This window comes from Xanthomonas sp. DAR 34887 (assembly GCF_041245805.1).
Taxonomy (GTDB): domain Bacteria; phylum Pseudomonadota; class Gammaproteobacteria; order Xanthomonadales; family Xanthomonadaceae; genus Xanthomonas_A; species Xanthomonas_A tesorieronis.
In genome coordinates this window covers 1169830-1196085 of the sequence record NZ_CP162490.1, presented here as the reverse complement: position 1 = coordinate 1196085, position 26256 = coordinate 1169830, and the positions used below count along the sequence as shown (strand labels likewise).

Sequence of the window (26256 nt, the reverse complement as noted above, 5' to 3'; positions counted from 1 at the left end):
GGCTGCCAGATAAATTAGAATTTTCTTATATTAGAGTCAACTGATATTATGAGCGCCGTTCATCCACCGGAGCCCCCAATGCCCCACACCTCCGCACAAGCCCTGGTCGACCGGGCGCGCCTGCAGATCCACGAAGTCGAGACCGACGCCGCCGCCACACCGCTGCCCGGCGAATGGATCATCGATGTGCGCGAACCCGGCGAGTTCGCCGTCGGCCACCTGCCCAACGCGATCAACGTTCCGCGCGGCATCCTCGAATTCCATCTCGACAGCGACCCGGCGCTGGCCAAGCGCGACCAGCCGATCCTGCTGTACTGCGCCAGCGGCGGACGCTCCACGCTGGCCGCGCTGAGCCTGCAGCAACTCGGCTACAGCGCGGTGCGCTCGTTGAATGGCGGCTTCCTCGGCTGGACCGCGGCCGGCCTGCCGGTCGCCTTCTGAATCCGATGGCCCGGCGCCTGCAACCGGCGATGGACCCGGCGGCGATGCGCACGCATGCCGGCGAGGCCGCGCGCCTGCTGAAGGCGCTCGGCAACGAAAAGCGGCTGCTGTTGCTGTGCCTGCTGGTGGACCGCGAACAATCGGTGGGCGAGCTCAACACGCGCCTGGACCTGAGCCAATCGGCGCTGTCGCAACATCTCGCGGTGCTGCGCGAGGACGGCCTGGTGCAGACCCGCCGCGACGGGCAGACCATCTACTATTCGCTGGTTCCCGGCCCGGCGCAGCGCATCCTCGAGACCTTGCACGGCATCTACTGCAGCGTCGGCCCTTCCTCTTCCGCCAAGGCAGGCCCATGAGCCACATTCCCAACGTCCACCCCTTCCACCACGCCGGTTCCGGCACCTGGAGCTATCTGGTCGAAGACGGCCACGACGCCGCAGTGATCGATCCGGTGCTGGACTTCGATGCGGACACCGCCACGCTGCGCGACGCACCGGTGCAGGGCCTGGCCGAGTTGCTGTCCACGCGCGGCCTGCACCTGCGCTGGATCCTGGAAACCCACGCCCACGCCGACCATGTTTCGGCCGCACAGTGGTTCAAGCAGCGCTGGCCGCAGGCGACGCTGGCGATCGGCGCCGGCATCCGCGCGGTGCGCGCGCGCTTCGCGCCGCAGTTCGGCCTGGCCGAGGATGCCGGCGACACGCGCTGCGGCTTCGACCACCTGTTCGCCGATGGCGAGCGCTTCGCGATCGGCGGGCTGCAGGCGCAGGTGATCGCGGTGCCCGGGCATACCGACGACAGCATCGCCTACCTGATCGGCGATGCGGTGTTCCCCGGCGATTCGCTGTTCATGCCCGACAGCGGCACGGCCCGTTGCGATTTCCCCGGCGGCGATGCGGCCACGCTGTTCCGCTCGATCCACAGGCTCTACGCGCTGCCCGAATCCACCCGCGTATTCGTCTGCCACGACTACGGCGCAGGCGGCCGCGCGGTCGCCTGCGAAACCAGCATCGGCGCGCAGCGCCGCGACAACATCCACGTACGCGACGGCGTCGGCGAAGCCGAGTTCGTCGCGTTGCGGCAGGCGCGCGACGCGACCTTGGCGCAACCGCGGCTGATGCAGCCGTCGGTCCGCGCCAACATCCAGGCCGGCCGCACCGACGACTTGCACGCCGCGCCGCGCTGAAGACGGTAGGATGCGGGCATGCTCCAATCCCGCCTTTTCGCTCTTCTCGGCCTGGCGCTGCTGTGTCCGCCGGCGCACGCCGCGCACGCCGACGCCGATGCTGCCGCAGCGGCCACCGGCGTAGTGCGTCTCGCGCTCGATGACGCCACGCTCGGCACCTTGCCGCGCGAGCGGGTCAGCGCCCAGGCGCACGGCCAAGCGCTGGAGTGCGAAGGCGTGGCGCTGCGCAGCGTGCTGCAGGCGCAGCGCGCGATGCCCACCGAGCCGCTGCGCGGCGCGCAGCTGCAACGGCGGGTCGAGGTCGGCGCGCGCGACGGCTATGTCGCCGTGTTCACCCTGGCCGAACTGGACCCCACGCTGGGCGCGCGCCGCGTGCTGCTGGTTGATCGCTGCGACGGCAAGCCGCTCGCTGCCGGGGACGGCCCGCTGCGCCTGATCGTGCCGCAGGACCAGCGGCCCGCGCGTTGGGTCCGCCAGGTGCAGTCGATCGCCGTCGTCACCCCCTGATTTTCCAAGGAGCCCCGCCATGTCCCGTTCGCTACGTAGCCTGCTGTGCCTGCTCTCGCTCGCCGTCGCCATGGCCGTGCCGCCGGTCTGGGCGCAGGCGCCGCTGACCGTGTTCGCCGCCGCCAGCCTGAAGGAATCCCTGGACGAGGCCACCGCCGCCTACCAGCGCTCCACCGGCACGCCGGTGCAGGTGTCGTACGCGGCCAGTTCGGCGCTGGCGCGGCAGGTGGAGCAAGGCGCGCCGGCGGACGTGTTCTTCTCCGCCGACCTGGAGTGGATGGACTATCTGCAGCAGCGCCAGCTCGTCGATCCGGCGCAGCGCCACAACCTGCTCGGCAACACGCTGGTGCTGGTCGCGCCGGTGTCGAGCGCCGCCAAGGTCGATCTGCGCAAACCCGACACGCTCGCCGCCGCGCTCGGTGCGCAGGGCCGCCTCGCGGTCGGCCAGACCAACAGCGTGCCGGCCGGCAAGTACGCGCGCGCCGCGCTGCAAAAGCTCGGCCAGTGGGACGGCGTGCAGGCGCGCCTGGCCGAATCGGAAAGCGTGCGCGCGGCGCTGATGCTGGTCGCGCGCGGCGAGGCGCCGCTGGGCATCGTCTACGGCTCCGATGCCAAGGCCGAACCGAAGGTGCGGGTGGTGGCGGTGTTCCCGGCCGACAGCCATGCGCCGATCGTGTATCCGGTGGCGGCGCTGCGCGCGAGCAAGAACCCGGCCGCGGCCGACTTCGTGCGCTGGCTGGGCACCGCGCCGGCGCAGGCGATCTTCCAGCGCCGCGGTTTCTCGCTCGCGCGCTGAGTCGTTGCCGTTGTTCGCATTCACGCCGCAAGAGCTCACCGCGATCGCGCTCAGCGTCAAGGTCGCGCTGGTCGCGGCGCTGGGCAGCCTGCCGTTCGGCGTGGCCTGCGGCTGGCTGCTGGCGCGGCGCCGCTTCCCCGGCAAGGCGTTGCTGGATGCATTGCTGCATCTGCCGCTGGTGATGCCGCCGGTGGTCACCGGCTATGCGCTGTTGATCGTGCTCGGCACGCAGGGGCCGGTCGGCGCCTGGCTGCTGGAACAGCTGGGCGTGCAGTTCGCCTTCCGCTGGACCGGCGCGGCATTGGCCAGCGCGGTGATGGGATTTCCGCTGATGGTGCGCGCGATCCGCCTGGCACTGGAATCCACCGACCGGCGCCTGGAGGCGGCTGCGGCCACGCTCGGTGCCGGGCCATGGCGGGTGTTCTTCAGCATCACCCTGCCGCTGGCCTGGCCGGGGCTGGTCGCCGGCACCGCGCTCGCCTTCGCCAAGGCGCTGGGCGAATTCGGCGCCACCATCACCTTCGTGTCGAACATTCCCGGCGAAACCCAGACCCTGTCGTCGGCGATCTACGGCCTGCTGCAGGTGCCCGGCGGCGAAGCCGGGATCTGGCGGCTGGCGGCGGTGGCATTGGCGATCTCGCTGGCCGCGCTGCTGCTGTCCGAATGGCTGGTGCGGCGCCAGCGCGGGCCGGAGGCGGATGCATGAGCCGGCGCAGCGGCGCTGCACGCGGCCGGTGCGCAGCGCGCCTCCACGGCGCCGCGCATTCGTTGCGCGATGCGAGCGTGCGCCGATGCTGAGCATCGATATCGAAGTGCAGCGCGGCCGCTTCCAGCGCCGCTTGCGGGTCGAGGAAACCGCGCGCGTGGTCGCGCTGGTCGGCCCCTCCGGCGCCGGCAAGACCAGCATGCTCAACGCCATCGCCGGCGTGCTGCGCCCGCGCCGCGGACGCATCGTCATCGACGAGCGCGTGCTCTACGACAGCGCCGCCGGCATCGACGTGCCCACCCATCGGCGCCGCATCGGCTACGTGTTCCAGGATGCGCGGCTGTTCCCGCACATGGACGTGCGCCGCAACCTCGGCTACGGCCGCCACGGCCGCGGCCAGGCCGAGCGCTTCGGCTTCGACGCGGTGGTGGAGCTGCTCGGCATCGCGCCGCTGCTGGCGCGGCGCCCCGGCAATCTGTCCGGCGGCGAGGCGCAACGCGTGGCGATCGGCCGCGCGCTGCTGTCGCAGCCGGCGATCCTACTGTTCGACGAACCGCTGTCGGCGCTGGACGCGCAACGCCGCAGCGAGCTGATCCCGTACCTGCAGCGCGTGCGCGACGAAGTGCGGCTGCCGATGCTCTACGTCAGCCACCAGGCCGAGGAAGTGGAACGCATCGCCGACGCGATCCATCGGCTGGAATAACACGCACCGGCGCCGCGTTCACCGCCGGTGGCCAGACTGTGCGCCATCGCAATCGAAGCGAGGCCGCCGCCATGCGCCGCTACCGCAAGCACGATTTTCCGCTCGACCAGGTGCGCCGGTTCCTCGAACCCGGCCCGGTGGTGTTGGTCGGTTCGGCATGGAAAGGACAGCGCGACATCATGGCCATGGGCTGGCACATGGTGCTGGACTTCTCGCCATCGCTGATCGCCTGCTGCATCTCCAGCGCCAACCACAGCTTCGAGCTGGTCAGGCGCAGCAAGCAGTGCACGATCAACCTGCCCACTGCGGACCTGCTCGATACCGTGGTCGGCATCGGCAACAGCAGCGGCGCGCAGCTCGACAAGTTCGCGCACTTCGGCCTCACCGCGGTCGCCGGCACGCACGTCGATGCGCCATCGATCGCCGAGTGCTATGCGAGCTTCGAATGCCGCCTGCACGACGGTCGCCAGATCGCCAGGCACAACCTGTTCGTCTGGGAGGTGATCAAGGCGCATGTCGCCACATCGCCGAAACGACCCAAGACCCTGCACTACCGTGGCGACGGCAAGTTCATGCTGTCCGGCGCGGAAGTCTCGCGGCGACGCCTGTTCAAGCCGGAGATGCTGTAACCGCGGCACGGCAACGGCCTGATGCGGCCAGGACGAAGCCCAATGCAGGAGCGGCTTCAGGGCACCTCTAATAACTCCATTCCTGAAGCTGCAGGCTGCGCGTGCGATGGCGTGTTTCTTTTTCTGTCGCGGCTGAAGCCGCTCCTACACATGCGCGCCCTGCTCTTGTAGGAGCGGCTTCAGCCGCGACAGGAGGACGACGTGGCCGTGATGCCAAGGCGTCCATGAAAAACGCGGCCGCAACGCCACTGAGTCTATCGCCAGCGCGCCTTAGCACTCCATGGCATCTCGAACGTCTCGATGCCGGAACCTGTAGGCTGGGCGTGTCGGCGTCTCGCACGTGCATCGACATGCTATTGGGGGTTATTAGAGGTGCCTTTCAGCCGCGACTGGCGACGCACGACCACATATGCCGCAACCGGTGTGTCTGGAACCAGGGCACCGCTCGCACAACTACGGCAATGCGCGCAGCGTGCTCCCGCCGCAGCCCGCGCGCCTGCCACTCAACGCGCCCCACGAGCGCCCACGCGCCCGGCCTGCACGCTGGCCTTGCCCTCGCGCACCTCGAAGGTGAACGCGTAGGCCAGCGTCACCGGCACCTCTTCCACCGACACGGCATCGTCGCAGCGGCCCTCCACGGCCGGCCGCTGCGCCGGATCGGCATAGCTGCAGATCGCCGCGGGCACGAAACGCCAGTGCGCGACCTCCCGCTGTACCGCCTGCACCAGGTCGGCGTTGTCCGCCAGCGCGCCGGCCTCGCATTCCTCGCGATCGTGCAAGGGCTCGCTGCGCTGCACCTCGCCTTGCGCGGACAGCACCACACGCATGCACACGGTGGTCGGCGCCAGCGTGCGCCGCGGCGAATCGGCCGGCAGTTGCGGCGTGGCCGCGGCCAGCGGCTGCGGCATGCGGAACACCTGCTGCGGCTGCATCGTGTAGGCCGCGATGGCGCCGCCTTCAGTGCCATCGCCCCGGGGTGCCAGCAGGTGCTGGTCCACGGAATCCAGCCGCTGGGTCTGCTCGCGCTGCGGCTGGCTGGCGCAGCTGGCCAGGTACAGGCACACGCTGGCCAGGCAGATCCTGCGCAGGCTCATCGCTTGGCCGCCTTCAGGGACATGCCGCAATACACGCGTCGGTTCGGTCCTTGCCCATCGACGGAGACGATGTCGCAGGTCTGCTCAGGCGCATCGTCCGACGTCGTATCCACCAGATACCAGCGGTAGTCCGATGCATTGGTGGCTCCTGGTGGCGCATCCACCGGCTCCCTCCCGGATTCGAAGGTGACCGGTATCTCCAATCGCGATGCAACGGCGCGTCCCTGCTTCTGCGCCGGAACGAAGCGCCATTGCCTGGCGGCGGCAATCGCCGCCTGGTCCAGCGCGGCATTGCCGGTGCCACGGCCACGCAACTGCACGTCGCTGGCGGAACCGGTAGCGTCCACGCTGACCAACAGCGTCAGTTTTCCCGAGGCGCCCTCGCGCAGTGCATCGGCCGGATAAGCCGGTGGCGGCATGACCAACGGTTTGGCCGGTGTGATCGCACGCTTCTCGGATGTGGTCGCAGCATCGGCTGCCGACGCGAGCAGCATTGGCGAGCGCGTTTCAGCGCTGGCCGGTGCCGCGCCCACGGAGGAAGCGCCCCCCGGCCGCGCGCCTGCATCCGGTGCTTGCGCAATCGCCAGCCCAGGCGCAATGCCGCTTCCCGCCAACGCGGACGCCGGCAGCGGTTGCAACGCCCACGCCGCGCCACCGCCGCACAGCGTCGCCATCGCCACCACGGCGATGCCCGCACGCCGCCGCCAGCCGCTCACGACCGGCCGCTGCAACATCCCGATCCGCTGCCGCAACGTCTGCCCGGCCTGCCAGTGGCAGCCGACCGGCAACGCGATCGCGTCCAGCTGGGTCTGCAACATCGCCTCGGCATAGCTGCGCCGCGAAGCCGGATGCCGCGCCAGCACCGCCGCATCGCAGGCCAGCTCCTGGTCGAAGCGGAACCGTGCCGCGGCCCAGTGCAGCAAGGGGTTGAACCAGTACGCACAGCGCAAGGCCGCCAGCAACAGATTGTGGCGGGTATCGCCGCGGGCGATATGCATGCGCTCGTGGGCCAGCACCAGTTGCGCCTGCGCAGACGGATAGCGCTGCGCGAAATCCATCGGCAGCACCACCTGCGGGCGCCAGGCGCCGAGCACCAGCGGGCCGTGCAGGGCGTGCTGCGCGTACAGCACCCCATCGGCGCCGGGCGACAGCCGCCCCAGGCTGCGCCGGTAGCGCCGTTGCTGCCACCACTGGACGACCGCCATCGTCATTGCGCCCAGCAACCACAGCGCGACCATCCAAAATGCGACTCCGCTGCCCGCGATCGGCAGCGCACCCGCGGTCTCCGCCGCTTCCTGCGGCGCACTCACCCAGACCTGCGGCATCGCCAACACCGTCGGCAGCGCCGGACGCACATCGCCAGGCAGCAACACGGCGAGCATGGCCAACGGCACCATCCCCCATGCCGCGTAGGCGACGCCGGCACCGAACGCGCGCCGCAGTGGCGCACGCAGCGCCAGCACCAACAGGATCGCCGCGCTGCCCGACAGCGCCGTGGCCCACATTCCCGCTACGAAGGTTTCAACGCTCATCGTCCAGCTCCTGGATCAGTCGTTTGAGTTCGGCGATATCGGCGTCGCTGAGCTTGCCGCGTTCGCTGAAATGCGCCACCAGCGGCGCGACGCGGCCGCCGAACAGGCGTTCGAGCAGGCCTTCGCTCTGTTGCTGCACCCACTGCTCGCGCTGCAGCAGCGGCGCGTACAGATAGCGGCGGCCCTGTTTGTCGGCGCGGATCGCGCCCTTGTTGAGCAGCCGATTGAGCAAGGTCTTGACCGTGGGTTCGGCCCAGCCGCCATGCCCGGACAGCGCCGCGAACACCTCTTCGGCGCCCAGCGGGCTTCGGTTCCACAGCACCTCCATCACCACGGCTTCGGCATCACTGATCGACATATCGTTTACGCGTGTAATTTTTACCGATTACATGGGTAATCGAAACCATTGTCAAGCGCTTTCGGCAACCGCCGAAAGCACGCCGTGGCGGCGCTCGCCTAAGCTATGCTGCTATGACCGACTCCCTCGAAGACCTCGACGCCGCTGCCGAGCTGATCCTGCAGCGCATCCCCGGCCCACTGCGCATCGGCGCACCGTTGGGCATCGGCAAGCCGCACCGCCTGCTCAACGCGCTGTACGACCGGGTCGCCGCCGATCCGCAACGGCCGCTGCAGCTCTACACCGCGCTGTCGCTGAACCCGCCGGCGCCCGGCGGCGGACTGGAAGGCCGTTTCCTGCGCCCGTTCGTGCAGCGCCATTTCGGCGACGACTTCCCGAAGCTCAAGTATGTGCAGGCCTTGCAGCGCGATGCGCTGCCGGCGCATATCCAGGTGGAAGAGTTCTACATGCAGTCCGGCGCGTTGCTGCGCTCCACGCAGGCGCAGCGCAACTACACCAGCCTTAACTACACGTATGCGGCCGACGCGGTGGCGCAGCGTGCGCCCAACCTGATCGTGCAGAAGGTAGCGCGCGAACCCGGCGGCACCCGCCTGTCGTTCTCCTGCAACAACGACATCACCCAGGACACCCTGGATGCGGTGCGCCGGCGCGGCCTGCCGCGGCCGCTGCTGGTTGCCGAGGTGGATCCGCAGCTGCCGTGGATCGGCGGCAGCGCGGCAGTGGATGCGTCGTTCTTCGACGTGGTGGTGACCCCGCCGGGCCCTTATCCCCAGCTGTTCGGACTGCCGCGGCAGCCGGTGGCCGATGCCGACTACGCCATCGGCCTGTATGCCAGCACGCTGGTGCGCGATGGCGGCACGCTGCAGATCGGCATCGGCACCCTGGCCGACGCGCTGTGCCACGCGCTGGTACTGCGGCACACCGACAACGCACGCTACCGGCAGGTGCTGGCGGCGCTGGATCCGCAACTGGAAACGCACCCCGCGGTCCAGGAATGCGGCGGACTCGCACCCTTTTCGATCGGCCTGTTCGGCTGCAGCGAGATGCTCAACGAAGGCTTCCGCCAGCTGGTCCAGTGCGGCGTGATCAAGCGCAAGGTGCTCGACGACGTGGAGCTGATGCAGCGCGTGGCCGACGGCAGCGCCGATGCCGGCGACCAGGCCCGGCTGCAGCGCGACGGCGAATACCTGCAGGGCGCGTTCTACCTCGGCTCGCCCGAGTTCTATGCCTGGCTGCGCGAGATGGCGCCGGAAGCGCGCGCCGGCATCGGCATGCACCGCATCAGCGCGATCAACCAGCTGTACGGCGACGAGCGCCTGCGCCGCCTGCAACGCCGCGAAGCGCGGTTCTTCAACTCCTGCATGATGGCCACCGCGCTGGGCGCGGCGGTGTCCGATGCGCTGGACGATGGCCGCGTGGTATCCGGGGTCGGCGGCCAATACAACTTCGTGGCGATGGCGCACGCGCTGGACGACGCGCGCAGCGTGCTGATGTTCCGCGCCATCCGCGGCGAGGCGCCCGCGCTGCACTCCAACGTGCGCTGGAACTACGGCCACACCACGATCCCGCGCCACCTGCGCGACATCTATCTCAACGAGTACGGCATCGCCGACCTGCGCGGCATGACCGACGAAGACTGCATCGTCGGCATGATCGGCATCGCCGACGCGGCGTTCCAGCCTGCGCTACTGGCCGAGGCCAAACAAGCCGGCAAGCTGGGCGCCGACGTCATCGCGCGGCCGCACTGGCAGCGCAACCGCGGCGAACGCGTGCGCGCCGCGCTGGCCTCGTTCCGCGCCGACGGCACCCTGCCCGACTATCCGCTGGGCAGCGACTTCACCGCGGTCGAACAGCGCCTGCTGCGCGCACTGGCCTGGCTCAAGCGCAACACCGCCAGCACCGGCACGAAGCTGGCCACCGTGGCACGCGCGCTGTTTTCGCGCGATCCCGGCGATCCGGCCAGCCTGCAACGCATGGCGCTGGATGCGCCGCGCGGCCTCGGCGAACGCATCGCCGCGCGCCTGCTGGCCTACGCCTTGCAGCAGACCAGGTCGCGCTGAAGTTGCCACGGGCAGCGCTCGCGCCTACCAAGCGGCGACACCGCGTTGCAGCGGTTGCCGCGTGGATGGCGAACGCTTGCAATGCATGACGCCGAGTGGCAACAAGATGGAAAGATACGCGTCAAGCTCACCGCCGATGATGGCGCGATCTCGTTCTCCGGCGTCGCCGCATGCGTTTCTCTGCATCCATCCTGTCGGCGCTGGCATCGGTCTGTGCCACCGCCACGCCAGGCGCGCGTTCGCCGCGCAGCAAACGCATCGAAAGCGCCCTGCTCGGCCTGTTGACGATCGTCCCGCTCGCCGTGCACGCCGCTCCGCGGCTCAATGAACTGCAGTACATCGGCAGTCACAACAGCTACCACGCGGGCTTCGCTCCCAGTGAAGCCGAACTCTGGAAGCGGACCGATCCGGCGACGTTCGCGAAGCTGGACTACCGCCATCCGCCGCTGGCGCAGCAACTCGACGACGGCGTCAGGCAGATCGAGCTGGACATCTATGCCGATGCCAAGGGCGGCCGCTATGCGCATCCGGCGATCGACGCGCAGATCGCCGGGGCCGGGCTGCCGCCGGCGCCGCCCATCGCTGCGCCCGGGGTGATGGAGAAGCCGGGATTCAAGGTCATGCACGTGCAGGACCTGGACCAGCGCAGCACCTGCCAACCGCTACTCGCCTGCCTGCAGGAAGTGCGTGCGTGGTCCAAGCGCCATCCGCGCCACCTGCCGGTGTTCGTGCTGCTGGAAACCGAAGAGTCTTCGTTGCACCTGGCGTTCCCGACCGTGCAGCCCGAGCCCTTCGACGCCAAGGCGATGGATGCGCTGGATGCGGAAATCCGCTCGGTATTCCGGCGCGACGAATACCTGAGCCCCGACCAGGTGCGCGGCAGCGCACCCACGCTCAACGCCGCGATTCTCGCCCACGGCTGGCCGCCGTTGGCCGAGGCGCGCGGCAAGATCGTGTTCCTGCTCGATCAGCATTCGGTGGGCAGCAACTACCTGCCCGGCCACCCTTCGCTGCGCGGCCGCGTGTGCTTCACCAATGCCACTCCCGGCGAAGACGATGCGGCCTTCACCGAGCGCAACGACGGCAGCGTGGAAGAGATCGCGGGCCTGGTGAAAGCCGGCTATCTGGTGCGTACGCGGACCGATGCGGACCTGAAAGAACCGGCGCACAACGACACCACGCGCCGCGACCGCATGCTCGCCAGCGGCGCACAACTGCTCAGCACCGATTTTCCCGACCACGAGCCGGCCGCTTCCGGCTACGTGGTGCGTTTCGATGGCGACGCGGTAGCGCGCTGCAATCCGCAATTCCCGAACGCACGCTGCGACGGCGTCGATCTGGCCCACTGAATCGACGCCGCTCGCAGCGTTTCGTACCGCACCACCCCCACACACCTGTCGCAATGGAACGCATGGGCGATGCCATCGCCTGCGCCCGCATGGCCGGGGCCAGGGTTACCCCAGCTCACCAACCGCGAGTGTTCCGCATGCCGTCCTTCCGTTCCATCAGCCGCCTGAGCTACGCCATCAGCATCGCCCTAACGTTCTCCTCCCCCGCCTTCGCGGAGGACGCGGGCCCGCGCACCCCCACCACGCTGGACTCGGTCAACGTGCAGGCCGACCAGGCGCCCGCGCCCGGTTCGATCAACGAACAGCGCCTGTCCGACAGCGTCAACAGCGTGATGGACAAGGAGCAGATCGACGCCATTCCCTCGGCCGGCATCGCCGGCGTGCTCGCGCACATGCCGGGATTGTCGGCCTACAGCGACATGCATCTGGGCCAGGCCACCACCGGCGAAAACGCCTACGTCAGCATCCGCGGCATGGACGCCAGCTACAACGCCTACACCCTCAACGGCTTCGGCATGCCCGAAACCGACTCGTCGACCCGCGCGATCTCGTTGAACATGCTGGCCCCGTTCGGCATCCAGACGGTGCAGGTGTCCAAGGCGCCGACGCCGGACATGCCCGGCGACGCGATCGGTGGCGCGATCGACATGCGCACTCCCAGCGCCTTCGACTTCAACGGCGATTTCTACGGCAAGACCACCGCGCAGGGCCAGTTCAACGCGCTCGCCTCGGACCTGGGCGGCAAGGACAAGGGCGGCACGCTGCAACAGGAACTGGCCTGGAAGTTCGGCGACGACCAGGCCTTCGGCCTCTACGCCTCGGCCTACTACGGCAAGAACAACAACATGGCGCAGGCGCCTGCGCCCAACAGCAAATACGTCCCGGTCGATCCGGCGCAGGCCAGTGCTGTCGATCTGCGCGACGTGGGGCGCTTGGTCAGCACCCGCTACAAGTACAGCGTCTACACCAGCCAGATCGAACGCTACGGCGCCAATCTCGCGTTCGACTGGCAGGGCGAACGCAGCGCGCTGTACGCCCGCGCCATCTACGGCAGCTACGGCGTCACCGGGCAGCAGGACCAGTCCAGCGCGCGCCTCGAAACCTATTTGAACCAGCCCACCGCCGTGCGCGGCGGCTACTTCAACACGCACGACATCGACGAAACACTGGCGACGCTGCAACTGGGCGGCCGGACCACGCTGGACCGGCTGCGCTTCGACTACGGCGCCTCCTTCGGCCGCGGCACCCGCAGCCGCCCGGACTACGTCTCGGCCAGCCTGTACGGCTTCACCCCCGGCAGCTTCGCCTTCGACCTCGGCGATCCGACCTATCCGAGCATCGGCCCGAGCTCCGAGGCGCTGAAGAACTTCTTCTACAACCTGGATTCGTCGTTGCTGTGGAAAGTGCAGGGCCATGACGCCGGCAGCCACGACAACCGCATCAACGCGCACACCGACATTACCTACAGCGTGGACGACAGCGTGCTGGACAGCGTCAAGCTCGGGCTGGCGGCCGACCACGCCGACCGCAGCGCCTACGACCATCCGTTCTTCCACAAGGACGGCAACTTCGTCAGCAACGGCCCTTACTTCGGCGGCCCCAACTACGCGTTCCCCACCGCCGGCGGCCCGCCGCTGAGCGCGATCCCGGGGCGGCTGACCTACGGCGCATTCGATGGCCACTACGCCGGCCCGTTCAAGATCCTGGACCGCAACTGGATGCTGGCGCAGGCCGTACCCTACAAATACGTCGACGATCCCAACGGCGCGGGTGTCTATACCGCCAACGACTACAACGCCAACACCACTTCCAGCACCGAGGCGATCTATTCCGGCTATGCGATGGCCACGCTGCACCTCGGCGACGTGACCGTGCTGCCCGGCGTGCGCTACGAACTGACCCGCTATTCGGCCGATTCCTGGCAATCCAGCGGCGACGGCATCAATGGCCAGTTCGTCGGCAACGGCCGCACCTACGGCGAAGTGCTGCCCGGGATCAGCCTCAACTATCGCCCGGACGATCTCACCGTCTACCGCGCCTCGCTGCGGCGCAGTTTCAGCCGTCCGGCCTTCGGCCTGATTTCCGGCGAGACGGTCTATACCATCGACCCCAACAACACGGTCATAGGCATCTCCAAGCCCAATCCGGACCTGAATCCGAGCAAGGCCGACAACGCCGATCTGTCCGCGGAATTCTACGATCACCACGGCGGCGTGCTCAGTGCCGCGACCTATTACAAGCGCATCACCGGCTTCATCTACACCTCGCAATCTGCCACCAGCAACGACAACACGCTCGGCGGTCTGGTTCCCACCGGCACCACGTTCGAGAACGGCGTACCGGTGACCATGCCGCAGAACGGCGGCACGGCCAAGCTGTACGGCGTGGAGTTGGCGCTGAGCAAACGCCTGCAGGATCTGCCTGGTTTCTGGGGCAATTTCGGCGCCACCGCCAATCTCACCCTGCAGCACAGCTCGGCCGACAGCAAGCGCGCCGACCAGCCGGAGAACACCTGGTTGCCGCGCGCGCCGGAGCGCATCTACAACCTGGATCTGTTCTACGACGACACCAGGCTGCGTGCGGACCTGAGCTACAACTACACCGGCCTGCAGCTGCTCGGCCTGACCAGCGACCGGTTGAATTACTACCTGCAACCGGTGAAGTCGCTGGACTTGCATGCCACCTACCACCTGCCGCACGGCATCGACGTCGGCGTGTCGGCCAAGAACCTGCTCGATGCGGCCACGTTCTACGAGACCCAGGGCAAATCCAAGCGCTACATGGCCTACGACCCCGGCGCCGACGGCGCGTATGTCGAGACGGGGCGGGTGTACATGCTGACGGTGGGCTACACCTACTGAGCGCGGCCGGCCTCCGGCCAAGCGCGTGAGGCCTCGGGTCTGCGATCTCGAAGGCGATGCGGAAGCGCGGCCCGGCAGTGCCGGCCACGCTTTGGTCAGCAGCCAGCCAGTCATTTCACGCGGGCTAGTCGCGGCGCTTAGGCATGGTGACGGCAATTCACGCCGGAGTCGCCGATGTCTCGCCTATCGCTCCCACTCGCCTGCCTCGCCGTGCTGTTCGCCAGCGCAGCCGGCAACGCATCGGCGCAACAACCGGGCAAGGCCGCAACGTCCACCGCGGCCCCGGACAGCGGCGAGCGTTCGCCGCTGCGCGCGCAAGTGCTGCTGGACCGCGCGCATTTCTCCCCGGGCGAGATCGACGGCCAGCCGGGCTCCAACCAGCGCCGCGCGGTCTCCGGCTTCCAGCAGGCGCGCGGATTGACCGTGAGCGGCGAACTCGACGACGCCACCTGGCAGGCGCTGGCGCAGGACGGCGCGCCCGCGCTGGTCGCCTACACGCTCACCGCCGAGGACGTCGCCGGTCCGTTCCCCAAGATCCCCGAGGACACTGCGGAGAAGGCCAAGCTGCCGGCGTTGGGCTACGAGTCGGTGGAAGAGCGCCTGGGCGAACGCTTCCACGCCGCGCCTGCGCTGTTGCGCGCGCTCAACCCGGCGGTCGACTTCGGCCAGGCCGGCGCCAGCGTGCAGGTGCCGAACGTGCTCGGCACCGCCGCACTGTCGAAGGCGGCCAAGCTGGTGGTCGACAAATCCGATTCCACCGTGCGCCTGCTCGACGCCGGCGGCGCGATCCTGGCCCAGTTCCCCGCCTCCACCGGCAGCGAACACGATCCGCTGCCGATCGGCGACTGGAAGATCAAGGGCGTGGTGCGGCAACCGACCTTCCACTACAACCCCAAGCTGTTCTGGGACGCCGACAAGTCGGACAAGAAGGCCACGCTGGCCGCAGGCCCGAACAACCCGGTCGGCGAAGTGTGGATCGACCTGTCCAAGGACCACTACGGCCTGCACGGCACGCCGGATCCGGCGCGGGTCGGCAAGGCGCAATCGCATGGCTGCGTGCGCCTGACCAACTGGGATGCGCTGACCGTGGCCGCCGCGGTGAACGCGTCGGTACCGGTAACGATGCAGGAGTGAGCGGATGAAGACCCTGCTCAGCCTGGCCGCGCTGGTGCTGGCGGTAGCGCTCGGCTACTGGGTGCTGCGCGCTGGCGTGCAGGTGCGGCCCAGTGCGGCCGCCGTTGGCGACGCCGCGGCCGCGCCGGCGCCGTCCCCCGCCGCAGCGCCGGCAGCGGCACCGGCGCAGCGCGAGGCGATGGCCCCTGCACCTGCGCCCGTGGCGGAGGCCCCCGCGGCCGCGCCGGCGAATGTCTCCGATGAGCTGCTGATCCCGGTACAGGGTGTGCGCCGCGACCAGTTGCAGGACACCTTCACCGACGCGCGCAGCCAGGGCCGGCGCCACGATGCGATCGACATCCTGGCGCCGGCCGGCACGCCGGTGCTGGCGGTGGCCGACGGCAGCGTGGAGAAGCTGTTCGACAGCGAACGCGGCGGCCTTACCGTGTACCAGTTCGAACCCAGCGGCCGCTACGCCTACTACTACGCGCACCTGCAGCGCTACGCGGATGGCCTGGCGGAGAAACAGACGCTCCGCCGCGGCCAGGTGCTCGGCTATGTCGGCAGCACCGGCAATGCCGATCCCGGCGCCCCGCACCTGCATTTCGAGATCCACCAGCTGGGACCGGAAAAGCAGTGGTGGAAGGGCGAATCGCTCAATCCGTATCCGCTGCTGCGGGGCGAGCAGCGGCTGTAGGCCCAGGCACGCCCCCTGGCGGGGCGCGGGACCGCGGGGCACTCGGGACGGGGCTTCCCGATACCCTGAAGCGCCGCAGGTGCTGTTCTGCCGCAAGCTCGCGCAGGCCCTGCACTACACCATTGCTGGGGGCAAACCCAGCCACGCCAGCTTGAACCGCACCGGGCCGGGGGACCGGCGTTGGGGCCGCCGCCGGAGTCGCCGGCCGGCCCGGCATGTCATTCGCGTGTAAAATTCCCGGTTTTACCCAGAAGCAATGGCGAAAGCTCTTCCACGGCCGCCTGTCCCGGGCCCGGCGTTCATTCGCCTCCTCGCACGTCTCACCGACGCCGAGATCGCGCCGTCCAGCCCCGTGCTGGCCGACCGGCTAGGCCAATGGATCGACTGGACGCGCGCCGTGGCCGTGTCCCGGGCGCTGGACGGCACGCTACCCGCGATCGACGCCGACGCGCCGTTCGAGGGCATCGATGAGCACGAATGCGCACGCGTGCGCAGCGCGCTGGAGGAGGCGATTTCCAGCGACAGCGCGACCGACGCCGGCAAGCAAGTCCCCCGGCCCGGCCAGACCGCCGACGCGAACGCGCCGCTGGACTATGCGCCGTTCCGCCAGCGCTACCTGTCGCTGCAGCGGACGATGCTGACCGCGACCGGCCGCCTGCGCGGCCAACTGCGCGACACGCTGGCGCGGACGTCGGCCGACATGGCGCGGCTGGCGGAAGTGGATGCGGTCATGGAGCTGACCCTGAGTCCGCGCGAACAGACCCTGCTGGCGGCCGTGCCGGCGCTGCTGCAACAGCATTTCGAACGCCTGCGCGAGATCGCCCCCACCGCGGCGGCCGACACGCACACGGCGGACACCGCTCAGGCACCGACCGCCAACGCCTGGCTGGACGTGTTCCGGCAGGACATGCGCAGCGTGCTGCGTGCCGAGCTGGATGTCCGCTTCCACCCCATCGACGCGCTGCTCGCAGCGCTGCGCCCCCGCTGACCGAGATCTCATGTTCAAGAACTTCTTCAATTCCATCGTGTTCCTGGCCGGCCTCGCCGCCGTGTGCTGGATCGGCGTGGGCTACCTCGGCAACAACCCGCTGGGCGTCGGCTTCGCGCTGCTGATCGGCGCGTGCTACGTGGCCGGCGCGCTGGAGCTGTACCGCTACCGGCAGGCCACGGCCACGCTGGTCCACGCCGTGGACGACGCGCAGGCGGCACGATCCGACATGGGCGGCTGGCTGCAGCGCCTGGATCCAGGCCTGCGCAACGCGGTGCGCCTGCGCATCGAGGGTGAGCGCGTCGCCTTGCCGGCGCCGGGGCTGACCCCGTACCTGGTCGGCCTGCTGGTGCTGCTGGGCATGCTCGGCACCTTCCTGGGCATGATGGCGACCCTGCGCGGGACCGGCCTGGCGCTGGAAAGCGCGACCGACCTGCAGGCGATCCGCGACTCGCTGGCCGCACCGGTCAAGGGCCTGGGCTTCGCGTTCGGCACCTCCATCGCCGGCGTGGCCAGTTCGGCGATGCTCGGCCTGCTCGCCGCGCTGTGCCGGCGCGAGCGACTACAGGCGGTGCAAGCGCTCGATCTGGCCATCGCGACCACGCTGCACGTGCATTCGCAGGCGTTCCAGCGCAACGAAGCGTTCAAGCTGCTGCAGCGGCAGACCGACCTGATGCCGGCATTGATCGACCGGCTGCAGGCAATGGCGGCCGGCATCGAGCAGCAGGGCGCCGCCAGTGGCGAACGCCTGGCGGGCAACCAGGACGCCTTCCACGCCAGAACCGAGGCCGCCTACACGCGCCTGGCCGGCGCGGTGGAGCAGTCGCTGCAGGCCGGCGTCGCGGAGAACGCGCGCGCGCTGGGCGCGGCGCTGCAGCCGCTGGTGCAGTCCACCCTGGACGGCCTGGCGCGCGAAACCGCCACGCTGCACGAGCATGTCGGCCAGGCCGTGCAGCGCCAGCTGGATGGCCTGGCCAGCGGCTTCGAGAACGCCGCCGCGCGCGCCGCGCAGGCGTGGGAGGCCGCGCTGGCCGGCCAGCGCGACACCAACCAGGCGCTGGTGCAGGATCTGCGCAGCGCGCTGGAAGGCTTCGGCGACAGCTTCGCGACGCGCTCCAACGGCGTGCTGGATGCCGTGTCGGCGCGGCTGGATGCCACGGCGGACGGCGCCAGGCAGGCCTGGAACGATGCGCTGTCGCGCCAGCAGGACATCAATGCGCAGTTGGCGGAGCGCAACGCGCAGGCGCTGGACGCGATCTCGGCACGGCTCGACGCCGCCGCAGATGGCGCCAAGCAGGCCTGGAGCGACGCGCTGTCGCGCCAGGAGGACATCAACGCTGCCCTGGCCGAGCGCAACGCGCAGGCGCTGGACGCTGCCGCGGCGACGCTGGAACAACGCGCGGCAGCGCTGGTCGAGACCATGCAGCACTCGCATGCGCAGTTGCAGGACGCGCTGCAGGCGCGCGACCAGGCGCGCCTGGCCACGTGGACCGACACGTTCGCCGCGATGGTCGCCGCCTTGAACGCGGAGTGGGAGCGCAACGGCGAGCGCATCGCGCAACGCCAGCAGGACATCTGTGCCACCCTCGAACGCACCGCGGCCGCGATCGCGGCGCAGACCCAGGCGCATGCCAGCGAGACCATCGCCGAGATCTCGCGCCTGGTGCAGACCGCCTCGGAAGCGCCGAAGGCCGCCGCCGACGTCGTCGCCGAACTGCGCCAGAAACTCTCCGAGAGCATGGTCCGCGACACCGCCATGCTGGAAGAGCGCAGCCGCCTGCTGGACACGCTGCACACCTTGCTCGATGCGGTGAACCACGCCTCCACCGAACAACGCACGGCGGTCGATGCGCTGGTCACCACCTCGGCCGACCTGCTCGAACGCGTCGGCACCCGCTTCACCGACCACATCGAAGCCGAGACCGGCAAACTCGAATCGGTCGCCGCGCAGGTCGCGGTCGGCGCCACTGAAGTGGCGAGCCTGGGCGATGCGTTCGGCGGCGCGGTGGAAGCGTTCGGCCAGTCGAACGCGGCGCTGCTGGAGCGCCTGCAGGGCATCGAACAGGCGCTGGACAAGTCGCTCGCACGTAGCGACGAGCAACTGGCCTACTACGTGGCGCAGGCGCGCGAAGTCATCGACCTGAGCATGCTGTCGCAGAAGCAGATCCTCGAGGAGTTGCGCCAGCTGCCCGGCCAGCACGCCGACGGCGGGGCCGAAGCGGCATGAGCGACGAGCTGGAGATCGACGCCGACGCCGGCGCGCCGATCTGGGCGGTGTTCGGCGATCTGATGTCGGTCATGCTGGGCGCGTTCGTGCTGATCCTGATCGGCGTGATCGGCGTGCAACTGCAATTGTCGAACAAGCTGGACGAGGAAGTCCGGCAGCGGCAAGCCGAAGCGCGGCAACGCAAGACCCTGGAACAGGCGCTGGCCGCGCCGCTGGCGGCGGGCCGGGTGACCCTGGTCGATGGCCGCATCGGTATCCGCGGCAGCGTGCTGTTCGCGCTCAATTCCGACCAGTTGCAGCCCGAGGGACGCGAGCTGCTGAAGAGCCTGGCTGCGCCGCTGGCCGGTTATCTCAAGGCGCGCGGCGAGATCCTGATGGTCAGCGGCTTCACCGACGACCGCCAGGTGCGCGACAGCAACCGCCAGTTCGCCGACAACTGGGAACTGTCGGCGCAGCGCGCGCTGACCGTGACCCGCGCGCTGATCGACGAAGGCGTACCGGCCGACGCGGTGTTCGCCGCCGCGTTCGGCGCGCAGCAACCGGTCAGCCCCAACACCGACGAAGCCGGACGCGCCAGCAACCGACGCGTGGAAATGGCGCCGCTGCCGAAACTGTCCAAGTCTGCCGCGAACCCGCATGCGCGATAACGCGACACCGGCGAGCGAACTGCTCGGCGCATGGCGGCAACAGCACGCCGAGCGCCTGGATCCGCTGCGCTTCCGCTTCATCGAAGCGCTGGCGCGGCGCGTCGATGCGCATCATGGCCAGGCGCGCCACCTGCTGGAGCAGAAGCTGTCCGCGCTGCTCGACGCCTACGCCGCGGATCTGGCCAGGATGCCGGTTGCGCAGCCGGTACGCGTTGCCGGCGAGGAGGAGGCAGTCGCGCTGCAGCCGGCGCTGGCGCAAGGCGGCACCAATGCCGATGCCTGCGGCGGCGACGTCACCGATGCCCATGCCGCGCCCGCCGCGACAGTGAGCGCGACTGCGCGCAGCCCGCTCGGCGAGCTGCTGCAGCGGTTCCCCGCCGCCACCGCGAACGATGCCAACGGCACGGCAAGCGCCACGCCGCTGCAGTCTGCGCCGCAATTACCTGCACTCGACGATGCGCGCAGACTGTGGACCGAGCTGCGCAGCCGCAGCCAGCTGCGGCAATCGCTGCAACAGGCCCCTTCCGATGCCGGGCCGCTGAATTCCGGCGTGCTGGTGCACCGCTCGCTGGCGCTGATGCGCACCCTGTCGCCTGGCTATCTGCAGCATTTCCTGGCCTACGTCGACGCGCTGTCGTGGCTGCAGCAGATGCACGACGACGACGTGCTCGCCACGCAGCAAAAGCCCAACGCCGCCATCGGCAGGAAGCCGGCGCGCGGCAAGCCGCGCAAGCGCGGCTGAAACAAGGCCGCGCACAGGCCGCCGCCATGCGTGCCAGGCATACGGCCCAATCAGGCCGATAACGCCCTTGTAGGAGCGGCTTCAGCCGCGACAGACGCCATCAGGGTGCATGTCGCGGCTGAAGCCGCTCCTACAGGTGGCGCGTTTGAATTCCGCGACGACGCAAGAAAAAAGCCGGCTTGCGCCGGCCTTTTCCAGTGCCGCGGGATACCGCGGATTACAACGCCTTCGCCGCCGCGACCACGTGCTCGGCGGTGATCTCGAAGTACTTGTACAGCTCGTCGGCCGGTGCCGAGGCGCCGAACGTATCGAGGCCGACCACCGCGCCGTCCAGGCCCACATACTTGCGCCAGAAGCTGGTGACGCCCGCCTCCACCGCCACGCGCTTGCGCACCGCGTTCGGCAGCACCGACTCGCGGTAGTCCGCATCCTGGCGGTCGAACACGTCGGTCGACGGCATCGACACCACGCGCGTCTTAATGCCCGCGGCATCGAGGGTCTTTTTCGCCTCCACGGCCAGGCCCACTTCCGAACCGGTGCCGATCAGGATCACGTCCGGCGCGCCGCCCTCGGCATCGGCCAGCACGTAGCCGCCGCGTTCGATCTGCTGGATCTGCGCCTCGCTGCGCGCCTGGAACGGCAGGTTCTGGCGGCTGAACACCAGGCAGCTCGGGCCGTCCTGGCGGGTGATCGCGGCCTTCCAGCTCACCGCCGATTCCACCGTGTCGCACGGGCGCCACACGTCGTTGTTGGGGATGTAGCGCAGCGAGGCCAGGTGTTCCACCGGCTGATGGGTCGGGCCGTCTTCGCCCAGGCCGATCGAATCGTGGGTGTAGACGTGGATCGCATGCGCCGGGTTCAACGCGCTCATGCGCACGCCGTTGCGCGCGTAGTCGCTGAACACCAGGAAGGTGGCGTCGAACGGGATGAAGCCGCCGTGCAGCGCCAGGCCATTGGCGATCGCGGTCATGCCGAACTCGCGCACGCCGTAGTACACGTAGTTGGCGTTCGGGTCGTCGCTGGCGACCGACTTGCTGGCCTTCCACAGGGTCAGGTTGGAATGCGCCAGGTCGGCCGAACCGCCGACCAGCTCCGGCAGCAGCGGCGCAAACGCTTCGATCGCCATCTGCGAGGCCTTGCGCGAGGCGATGGTCTGCGCCTCGCTCGCCTGCTTGGCGATGTAGGCGTCGGCCTGGGCGACGAAGTCTTCCGGCAGTTCGCCGTGCGAGCGGCGGGTCAGCTCCGCGGCCTCGGCCGGGAACTGCTTGGCGTACTTGTCGAACGCCTGCTCCCACTCGGCCTGGCGCAGCGTGCCGGCGCCACCGGCACGCCAGCCGTCGTAGATCTCCTGCGGGATCTCGAACGGGCCGTACGGCCAGTCCAGCGCCTTGCGCGCGCCTTCCAGTTCGTCCTTGCCCAGCGGCGCGCCGTGCGAGGATTCCTTGCCGGCCTTGCTCGGCGCACCGAAGCCGATGGTGGTGCGGCAGCAGATCAGGGTCGGCTTGTCGCTCTCGCCGATGGCGGCCTCGATCGCGGCCTTGATCGCGTCGGCACCGTGTCCGTCGACATCGCGCAGCACGTGCCAGCCGTAGGCCTCGAAACGCGCCGGGGTGTTGTCGCTGAACCAGCCGGCGGTGTTGCCGTCGATGGAGATATGGTTGTTGTCCCAGAACGCGACCAGCTTGCCCAGGCCCCAGGTGCCGGCCAGCGAGGCGGCTTCGTGGGAGATGCCTTCCATCATGCAGCCGTCGCCCATGAACACCCAGGTGCGGTGGTCGACGATCTGGTGCTCGGGGCGGTTGAAACGCTGCGCCAGCAGCTTCTCGGCCAGCGCGAAACCGACCGCGTTGGCGAAGCCCTGGCCGAGCGGGCCGGTGGTGGTCTCCACCCCGGGGGTCTCGCTGCGCTCGGGATGGCCGGCGGTTTTGCTGTGCAGCTGGCGGAAGCGCTTGAGCTGGTCCAGCGGCAGGTCGTAGCCGGACAGGTGCAGCAGTGCGTACTGCAGCATCGAACCGTGGCCGTTGGAGAGCACGAAGCGGTCGCGGTTGAACCACTTCGGATTGTTCGGATTGTGGCTGAGGAAGTCGTTCCACAGCACTTCGGCGATGTCGGCCATGCCCATCGGCATGCCGGGATGGCCGGACTTGGCGGCCTCGACCGCATCGGCGGCGAGGAAACGGATCGCGTTGGCGAGCTGGCGTCGGGTGGGCGTCGTCATGTGGGTTCTGTTAGCGGGCACGGGGCTTCGGGTCCGCTATTGTCCCACAGGCGGGGATTCGGGATTCGGGAGTGGGGATTCGCAACGGCACGGCACGGACGCCGCCAGGCCTTGTAGGAGCGGCCTCAGCCGCGACGGGCATTACCGATAGCAGCCGCGGCACTCAAAGCCGCTCACACACGCAGCCGCTTGGGCGTCCGCACTGCCGCCTTTACCAATCCCTAATCCCCAATCCCTAATCCCGGCCCTCAACCGTCCTCGCCTTTCGCCACCAGCGTGGTCAACGCCAGGTCGCCGGTCACGTTCAGCGCGGTGCGGCACATGTCCAGGAAATGGTTGACGCCCAGGATCATGCCGATGCCGACCGGGTCCACCCCGACCATCGCGCAGATCAGCGCCACCACCGGCAGCGAGCCGGACGGCACGCCGGCGGTGCCGATGCCGCCGAGGATGCACACCAGCATGACCATGAACTGCTGCGCGATGCTCAGCTCCACACCGAAGAACTGGGCGAGGAAGATCACGGTGACGCCTTCGAACAGCGCCGTGCCGTTCTGGTTGGCGGTGGCGCCGACGGTCAGCACGAAGCGCGACACCTTGCTCGGCAGCGCCATCTCGTCGGCCACGCGCAACGCGGTGGGCAAGGTGGCGTTGCTGGAGGCGGTGGAGAACGCCATCACCGTGGCCTCGCGGGTGGCGCGGAAGAACTCCAGCGGCGAGCGCCCGGCCAACTTCACCGCCAGCCCGTAGGTCACCACCATGTGCAGGCCCAGCGCCAGCACCACCACGCCGACGTAGGCGCCGAGCCGGATCAACAGTTCGAAGCCGAACAGCGCCGCCAGATTGAACATGAAGCAGGCCACCGCGTACGGCGCCAGGCGGATCACCAGCCCGATCAGGGTCATCGAGATCTCGAACACACCTTCGATGCCGCGCCGCAGCGTGGCCACCTTGGCGTCGTCGCTGAGCACCATGCCCACGCCGAACATCACCGCGAAGAACATCAGCGACAGGATCGCGCCGTTGCTGGAGGCGGCGGCGACCACGTTGTCGGGCACGATCGCCAGCAGCATGTCCATGCCGCGCGGCTGCTCCTTGCTCTGGTCGACGATCTGCGCGGCGCGCTCCGCGTTCTGCTGCAGCAGTTGCTGCGCCAGCGCGTGGTCCACGCCGGTGCCAGGCTTGAGCACGTTGACCAGCACCAGTCCGAGCAGCACCGCGATGCCCGACAACACCACCGTGTAGCCGAGCGTCTTCCAGCCGATCCGGCCCAGCGCGCGGATGTCGCCCATCTCGGAGATGCCCATCACCAGCGCCGAGAACAGCAGCGGCACGATCAGCATGAAGATCAGGCTGAGGAACAGCTTGGACAACGGCGTGGTTAGGTAGGTGGTCAGCGCCTGCACCCAGGCCGCATCGCCGCCCACGCTCATGTGCACGGCCAGGCCGAACACCAGCCCGAAAGCGAAACCGATCGCCATTTTCCAATGCAACGGCATGCCGGTTTTGGCCTTCACGGGGGTGTCGGTCATCGTGTGCGCCTTGCAGAAGGGAACACCGAGCTTAACAAACCCGTAGCGGCAGGCCGCAAGCCAGCGTCCTCGCCAGTGCACTGCGCCTCGCGCCGCTCGTCCCCAGGACGACGTTCTTACGCGTCGCGCGGGTACAGCGGCGGCAGCTCGTCCTTGCCACGCTTGCGCGGCGTGTCGCGCCAACGCGGCCCGGCCCAAAACGCCTGGCGCAGCGCGGCACGCGCGCCAGGCACGTCGCCGGCACCGCCCCAGCGTGCGCGTTGCAGGCGCACCACCGCTTCGCGTTGCGCCGGATCATCCAGGCGGGCCAGCAGCGCATCGAGGTCGGCGACGCCGGCCTGCGCGCACAGGATCGCCGCGACCTCGTCCAGGCCGCCGGCATCCAGCGCCTTGCGCAGGTCGGGCAGGCCGTAGCGGGCGCGCGGCGCCGCGCCTGCCGCTACCGCCGGCGCAGCGTATGCGCCGGCCGGCGCATGCGCACCGCGGCTGCGGCGCCAGGCCCACAGCAGCGTCGCCAGCCACAGCAGCGCGAACAGTCCGGCAAGCGCCATCCACAGCGGCAACGACCCGAGCCATCCGGACGCCGCGCGAGTCGGAGTCACCGCGTTGTCGGTCGGCACCACCGTCAGGCTCGGCGCCGCTACGCTGGCCGGCGTCGCAGGCGCGGCGGGTGCGGCACGCCCTGGCAGCACCTGCAGGTTCAGCTCGGGCAAGCTGGCCTCGCGCGCATTGCCGGCCGCCACGTCCCACCATGGCACGCGCAGCCCGCTGACCCGCAACGGCCCAGCGGTCTGCGGCACGATCGAGTAGCGCCGGGTGATCTTCAGTTGCGGGCTGCCGTCGACAAACGTCTCGTCGAACTGCGGCGGCTCGGCGAACACCTGCGCGCCATCGACGCTCGGCGTCGGCAACTCCGGGAACTGCGCCTGGGTGGCGCCGCGCGCGCTGGCCTCGACCACGATGTCGGCCGCCTCGCCCACCGCCGCACGCTGCGGCGTGGCGGTGTAGCGCAGGCGCAGGTCGTGCAGCGGCAGCCACGGCTGCGGCGCGTTGGCCGGTTGCGCGCGCACCTGCAGGGCCTGCGCCGCGCTGCGCGCGCTGAGGTCGCCGCCACGGCCGAAATAATCGTCGAAGAAGCCGCTGGGACCGCGCCCGCGGAAGCGCGCGCCGGGCAGCGTCAACGGCCCGCTGTGCTCCGGCACCAGCAGATAACGGCGCTCGACGATGGTGAACATGCGTCCGTCGATCTCGCGCCGGCTTTGGATATCGTCGCCGATGCGCTGCAGCGCCGCCCCGGCCGGCGGATCCAGATCCAGTTCGCCCGAGGTCAGCGGCACGCCCAGGTACAGCCGCACCACCACGCCCACGCTCTGCTGCACATACGGCTGCGCGTCGTCGGCCACGGTCTGCACGAACACGTCGGCGTTGCCGAGCTGCGCCGGATCGCCGGCGCGGGTGCTGCCGGCCGGCGCCGCCGCGGCGGCCGCGACTTGCAGCCGCAACGGCGCGGTGCGCTCGTTGCCCACCTGCACCGACGGGATGTCGATCGTGCCGGTGCCGCGCGGGGTCAGCGCCACGCCGAACAGCGACTTGGCCGTGACCTGGCCATTGACGATCTGCATCTGCCGGCTGCTGACCTCGTCGCTGAGCGCGAACTGCGCGCGCAGCGGCGCGTACTCCGGCGCCGCCACGCGCTGGTCGGTCTCGATGTTGAGGGTGACGCTTTCGCCGGCGCCGATGCTGTCGCGGTCCAGCCAGGCACGGGTCGCGGCCGCGGCCGGCAGCGCCAGCGTGGCCAGCAACACGGCTGCCCACACCGTCAGCAGTACCGATCGCATCCGCATCGCGGATACGCCCCCGCGCCAGCGGC

At 69.4% G+C, this 26256-nt stretch carries 23 protein-coding genes; 17 read left to right on the top strand and 6 right to left on the bottom strand.

The genetic code is table 11. The features are described from left to right. Nucleotides 1-78: 78 nt before the first annotated feature. From AB3X08_RS05115 to AB3X08_RS05080, 8 genes are all read left to right on the top strand, one after another. On the top strand, nucleotides 79-441 hold the full coding sequence (locus tag AB3X08_RS05115; protein WP_369936695.1) for a rhodanese-like domain-containing protein: 363 nt from the start codon (nucleotides 79-81) through the stop codon (nucleotides 439-441). A 5-nt stretch (nucleotides 442-446) separates the two neighbouring features. Beyond that, nucleotides 447-797, top strand: a complete 351-nt coding sequence (locus AB3X08_RS05110) for a metalloregulator ArsR/SmtB family transcription factor (protein WP_369936693.1) — start codon at nucleotides 447-449, stop codon at nucleotides 795-797. Then, nucleotides 794-1627: an MBL fold metallo-hydrolase gene (locus AB3X08_RS05105; RefSeq protein WP_369936691.1), complete on the top strand. Its 834-nt coding sequence runs from the start codon at nucleotides 794-796 to the stop codon at nucleotides 1625-1627. Before AB3X08_RS05110 ends, AB3X08_RS05105 begins: the two co-directional genes overlap by 4 nt. 18 nt (nucleotides 1628-1645) lie before the next feature. Next, nucleotides 1646-2134, top strand: a complete 489-nt coding sequence (locus AB3X08_RS05100; RefSeq protein WP_369936690.1) for a hypothetical protein — start codon at nucleotides 1646-1648, stop codon at nucleotides 2132-2134. Nucleotides 2135-2204: 70 nt separating this feature from the next. Beyond that, nucleotides 2205-2930, top strand: a complete 726-nt coding sequence (gene modA, locus AB3X08_RS05095; protein ID WP_369938432.1) for a molybdate ABC transporter substrate-binding protein — start codon at nucleotides 2205-2207, stop codon at nucleotides 2928-2930. 10 nt (nucleotides 2931-2940) lie between these two features. Next, on the top strand, nucleotides 2941-3636 hold the full coding sequence (modB, locus tag AB3X08_RS05090) for a molybdate ABC transporter permease subunit (protein WP_369936689.1): 696 nt from the start codon (nucleotides 2941-2943) through the stop codon (nucleotides 3634-3636). A gap of 85 nt (nucleotides 3637-3721) precedes the next feature. Then, nucleotides 3722-4339, top strand: coding sequence for a molybdenum ABC transporter ATP-binding protein (locus AB3X08_RS05085; RefSeq protein ID WP_369936687.1), 618 nt, complete (start codon nucleotides 3722-3724; stop codon nucleotides 4337-4339). Between the two features lie 71 nt (nucleotides 4340-4410). Then, nucleotides 4411-4968, top strand: coding sequence for a flavin reductase family protein (locus AB3X08_RS05080; protein ID WP_369936685.1), 558 nt, complete (start codon nucleotides 4411-4413; stop codon nucleotides 4966-4968). A gap of 503 nt (nucleotides 4969-5471) precedes the next feature. Here AB3X08_RS05080 and AB3X08_RS05075 read toward each other — a convergent pair. Genes AB3X08_RS05075 through AB3X08_RS05065 form a run of 3 tightly spaced genes read right to left on the bottom strand, consistent with a single transcriptional unit; the run spans nucleotide 5472 to nucleotide 7952 of the window. Next, complete coding sequence (locus AB3X08_RS05075) at nucleotides 5472-6056, bottom strand: hypothetical protein (RefSeq protein ID WP_369938430.1); 585 nt, start codon at nucleotides 6054-6056, stop codon at nucleotides 5472-5474. Nucleotides 6057-6058: 2 nt separating this feature from the next. After that, a complete protein-coding gene (locus tag AB3X08_RS05070; protein ID WP_369936683.1) occupies nucleotides 6059-7594 on the bottom strand; it encodes a TonB family protein in 1536 nt (511 codons plus the stop codon). Continuing rightward, entirely contained in the window at nucleotides 7584-7952 is a 369-nt protein-coding gene (locus AB3X08_RS05065) for a BlaI/MecI/CopY family transcriptional regulator (RefSeq protein ID WP_185815421.1), read from the bottom strand. Before AB3X08_RS05065 ends, AB3X08_RS05070 begins: the two co-directional genes overlap by 11 nt. Before the next feature lie 113 nt (nucleotides 7953-8065). On the opposite strand from AB3X08_RS05065, the gene AB3X08_RS05060 reads away from it, so the two are divergent. From AB3X08_RS05060 to AB3X08_RS05020, 9 genes are all read left to right on the top strand, one after another. Continuing rightward, nucleotides 8066-10012: an acetyl-CoA hydrolase/transferase C-terminal domain-containing protein gene (locus tag AB3X08_RS05060; protein ID WP_369936681.1), complete on the top strand. Its 1947-nt coding sequence runs from the start codon at nucleotides 8066-8068 to the stop codon at nucleotides 10010-10012. A 170-nt stretch (nucleotides 10013-10182) separates the two neighbouring features. Continuing rightward, complete coding sequence (locus AB3X08_RS05055; protein ID WP_369936679.1) at nucleotides 10183-11361, top strand: phosphatidylinositol-specific phospholipase C1-like protein; 1179 nt, start codon at nucleotides 10183-10185, stop codon at nucleotides 11359-11361. Nucleotides 11362-11498: 137 nt separating this feature from the next. Beyond that, on the top strand, nucleotides 11499-14222 hold the full coding sequence (locus AB3X08_RS05050) for a TonB-dependent receptor (protein ID WP_369936677.1): 2724 nt from the start codon (nucleotides 11499-11501) through the stop codon (nucleotides 14220-14222). Nucleotides 14223-14396: 174 nt separating this feature from the next. Further along, nucleotides 14397-15356: a L,D-transpeptidase family protein gene (locus tag AB3X08_RS05045; protein ID WP_369936676.1), complete on the top strand. Its 960-nt coding sequence runs from the start codon at nucleotides 14397-14399 to the stop codon at nucleotides 15354-15356. A gap of 4 nt (nucleotides 15357-15360) precedes the next feature. Then, a complete protein-coding gene (locus AB3X08_RS05040; RefSeq protein WP_369936674.1) occupies nucleotides 15361-16032 on the top strand; it encodes a M23 family metallopeptidase in 672 nt (223 codons plus the stop codon). Nucleotides 16033-16288: 256 nt separating this feature from the next. Next, the gene (locus AB3X08_RS05035) at nucleotides 16289-17020 is read left to right on the top strand and encodes a DUF3348 domain-containing protein (RefSeq protein ID WP_369936672.1); all 732 of its coding nucleotides are present in this window, start codon (nucleotides 16289-16291) and stop codon (nucleotides 17018-17020) included. Nucleotides 17021-17030: 10 nt separating this feature from the next. Further along, complete coding sequence (locus AB3X08_RS05030) at nucleotides 17031-19247, top strand: DUF802 domain-containing protein (RefSeq protein ID WP_369936670.1); 2217 nt, start codon at nucleotides 17031-17033, stop codon at nucleotides 19245-19247. Beyond that, nucleotides 19244-19894: an OmpA family protein gene (locus AB3X08_RS05025; RefSeq protein ID WP_369936668.1), complete on the top strand. Its 651-nt coding sequence runs from the start codon at nucleotides 19244-19246 to the stop codon at nucleotides 19892-19894. The genes AB3X08_RS05030 and AB3X08_RS05025 overlap by 4 nt, the downstream gene beginning before the upstream one ends. Then, entirely contained in the window at nucleotides 19884-20636 is a 753-nt protein-coding gene (locus tag AB3X08_RS05020; protein ID WP_369936666.1) for a DUF2894 domain-containing protein, read from the top strand. The genes AB3X08_RS05025 and AB3X08_RS05020 overlap by 11 nt, the downstream gene beginning before the upstream one ends. A 217-nt stretch (nucleotides 20637-20853) precedes the next feature. On the opposite strand, the gene tkt is transcribed toward AB3X08_RS05020, so the two are convergent. The 3 genes from tkt to AB3X08_RS05005 form a co-directional block, all read right to left on the bottom strand. Continuing rightward, complete coding sequence (gene tkt / locus AB3X08_RS05015; RefSeq protein ID WP_369936664.1) at nucleotides 20854-22854, bottom strand: transketolase; 2001 nt, start codon at nucleotides 22852-22854, stop codon at nucleotides 20854-20856. 248 nt (nucleotides 22855-23102) lie between these two features. Then, nucleotides 23103-24386, bottom strand: coding sequence for a dicarboxylate/amino acid:cation symporter (locus AB3X08_RS05010; RefSeq protein WP_369936662.1), 1284 nt, complete (start codon nucleotides 24384-24386; stop codon nucleotides 23103-23105). Nucleotides 24387-24502: 116 nt separating this feature from the next. Beyond that, nucleotides 24503-26230, bottom strand: a complete 1728-nt coding sequence (locus AB3X08_RS05005; RefSeq protein WP_369938428.1) for a BatD family protein — start codon at nucleotides 26228-26230, stop codon at nucleotides 24503-24505. Nucleotides 26231-26256: the final 26 nt, after the last annotated feature.

Bases quoted from the DNA above. Each gene is read 5' to 3' on its own strand.
- AB3X08_RS05115 (WP_369936695.1), top strand. From the start codon at position 79: ATGCCCCACACCTCCGCACAAGCCCTGGTCGACCGGGCGCGCCTGCAG.
- AB3X08_RS05110 (WP_369936693.1), top strand. From the start codon at position 447: ATGGCCCGGCGCCTGCAACCGGCGATGGACCCGGCGGCGATGCGCACG.
- AB3X08_RS05105 (WP_369936691.1), top strand. From the start codon at position 794: ATGAGCCACATTCCCAACGTCCACCCCTTCCACCACGCCGGTTCCGGC.
- AB3X08_RS05100 (WP_369936690.1), top strand. From the start codon at position 1,646: ATGCTCCAATCCCGCCTTTTCGCTCTTCTCGGCCTGGCGCTGCTGTGT.
- modA (WP_369938432.1), top strand. From the start codon at position 2,205: ATGGCCGTGCCGCCGGTCTGGGCGCAGGCGCCGCTGACCGTGTTCGCC.
- AB3X08_RS05085 (WP_369936687.1), top strand. From the start codon at position 3,722: ATGCTGAGCATCGATATCGAAGTGCAGCGCGGCCGCTTCCAGCGCCGC.
- AB3X08_RS05080 (WP_369936685.1), top strand. From the start codon at position 4,411: ATGCGCCGCTACCGCAAGCACGATTTTCCGCTCGACCAGGTGCGCCGG.
- AB3X08_RS05070 (WP_369936683.1), bottom strand. From the start codon at position 7,594: ATGAGCGTTGAAACCTTCGTAGCGGGAATGTGGGCCACGGCGCTGTCG.
- AB3X08_RS05065 (WP_185815421.1), bottom strand. From the start codon at position 7,952: ATGTCGATCAGTGATGCCGAAGCCGTGGTGATGGAGGTGCTGTGGAAC.
- AB3X08_RS05060 (WP_369936681.1), top strand. From the start codon at position 8,066: ATGACCGACTCCCTCGAAGACCTCGACGCCGCTGCCGAGCTGATCCTG.
- AB3X08_RS05055 (WP_369936679.1), top strand. From the start codon at position 10,183: ATGCGTTTCTCTGCATCCATCCTGTCGGCGCTGGCATCGGTCTGTGCC.
- AB3X08_RS05050 (WP_369936677.1), top strand. From the start codon at position 11,499: ATGCCGTCCTTCCGTTCCATCAGCCGCCTGAGCTACGCCATCAGCATC.
- AB3X08_RS05045 (WP_369936676.1), top strand. From the start codon at position 14,397: ATGTCTCGCCTATCGCTCCCACTCGCCTGCCTCGCCGTGCTGTTCGCC.
- AB3X08_RS05040 (WP_369936674.1), top strand. From the start codon at position 15,361: ATGAAGACCCTGCTCAGCCTGGCCGCGCTGGTGCTGGCGGTAGCGCTC.
- AB3X08_RS05035 (WP_369936672.1), top strand. From the start codon at position 16,289: ATGGCGAAAGCTCTTCCACGGCCGCCTGTCCCGGGCCCGGCGTTCATT.
- AB3X08_RS05030 (WP_369936670.1), top strand. From the start codon at position 17,031: ATGTTCAAGAACTTCTTCAATTCCATCGTGTTCCTGGCCGGCCTCGCC.
- AB3X08_RS05025 (WP_369936668.1), top strand. From the start codon at position 19,244: ATGAGCGACGAGCTGGAGATCGACGCCGACGCCGGCGCGCCGATCTGG.
- AB3X08_RS05020 (WP_369936666.1), top strand. From the start codon at position 19,884: ATGCGCGATAACGCGACACCGGCGAGCGAACTGCTCGGCGCATGGCGG.
- tkt (WP_369936664.1), bottom strand. From the start codon at position 22,854: ATGACGACGCCCACCCGACGCCAGCTCGCCAACGCGATCCGTTTCCTC.
- AB3X08_RS05010 (WP_369936662.1), bottom strand. From the start codon at position 24,386: ATGACCGACACCCCCGTGAAGGCCAAAACCGGCATGCCGTTGCATTGG.
- AB3X08_RS05005 (WP_369938428.1), bottom strand. From the start codon at position 26,230: ATGCGGATGCGATCGGTACTGCTGACGGTGTGGGCAGCCGTGTTGCTG.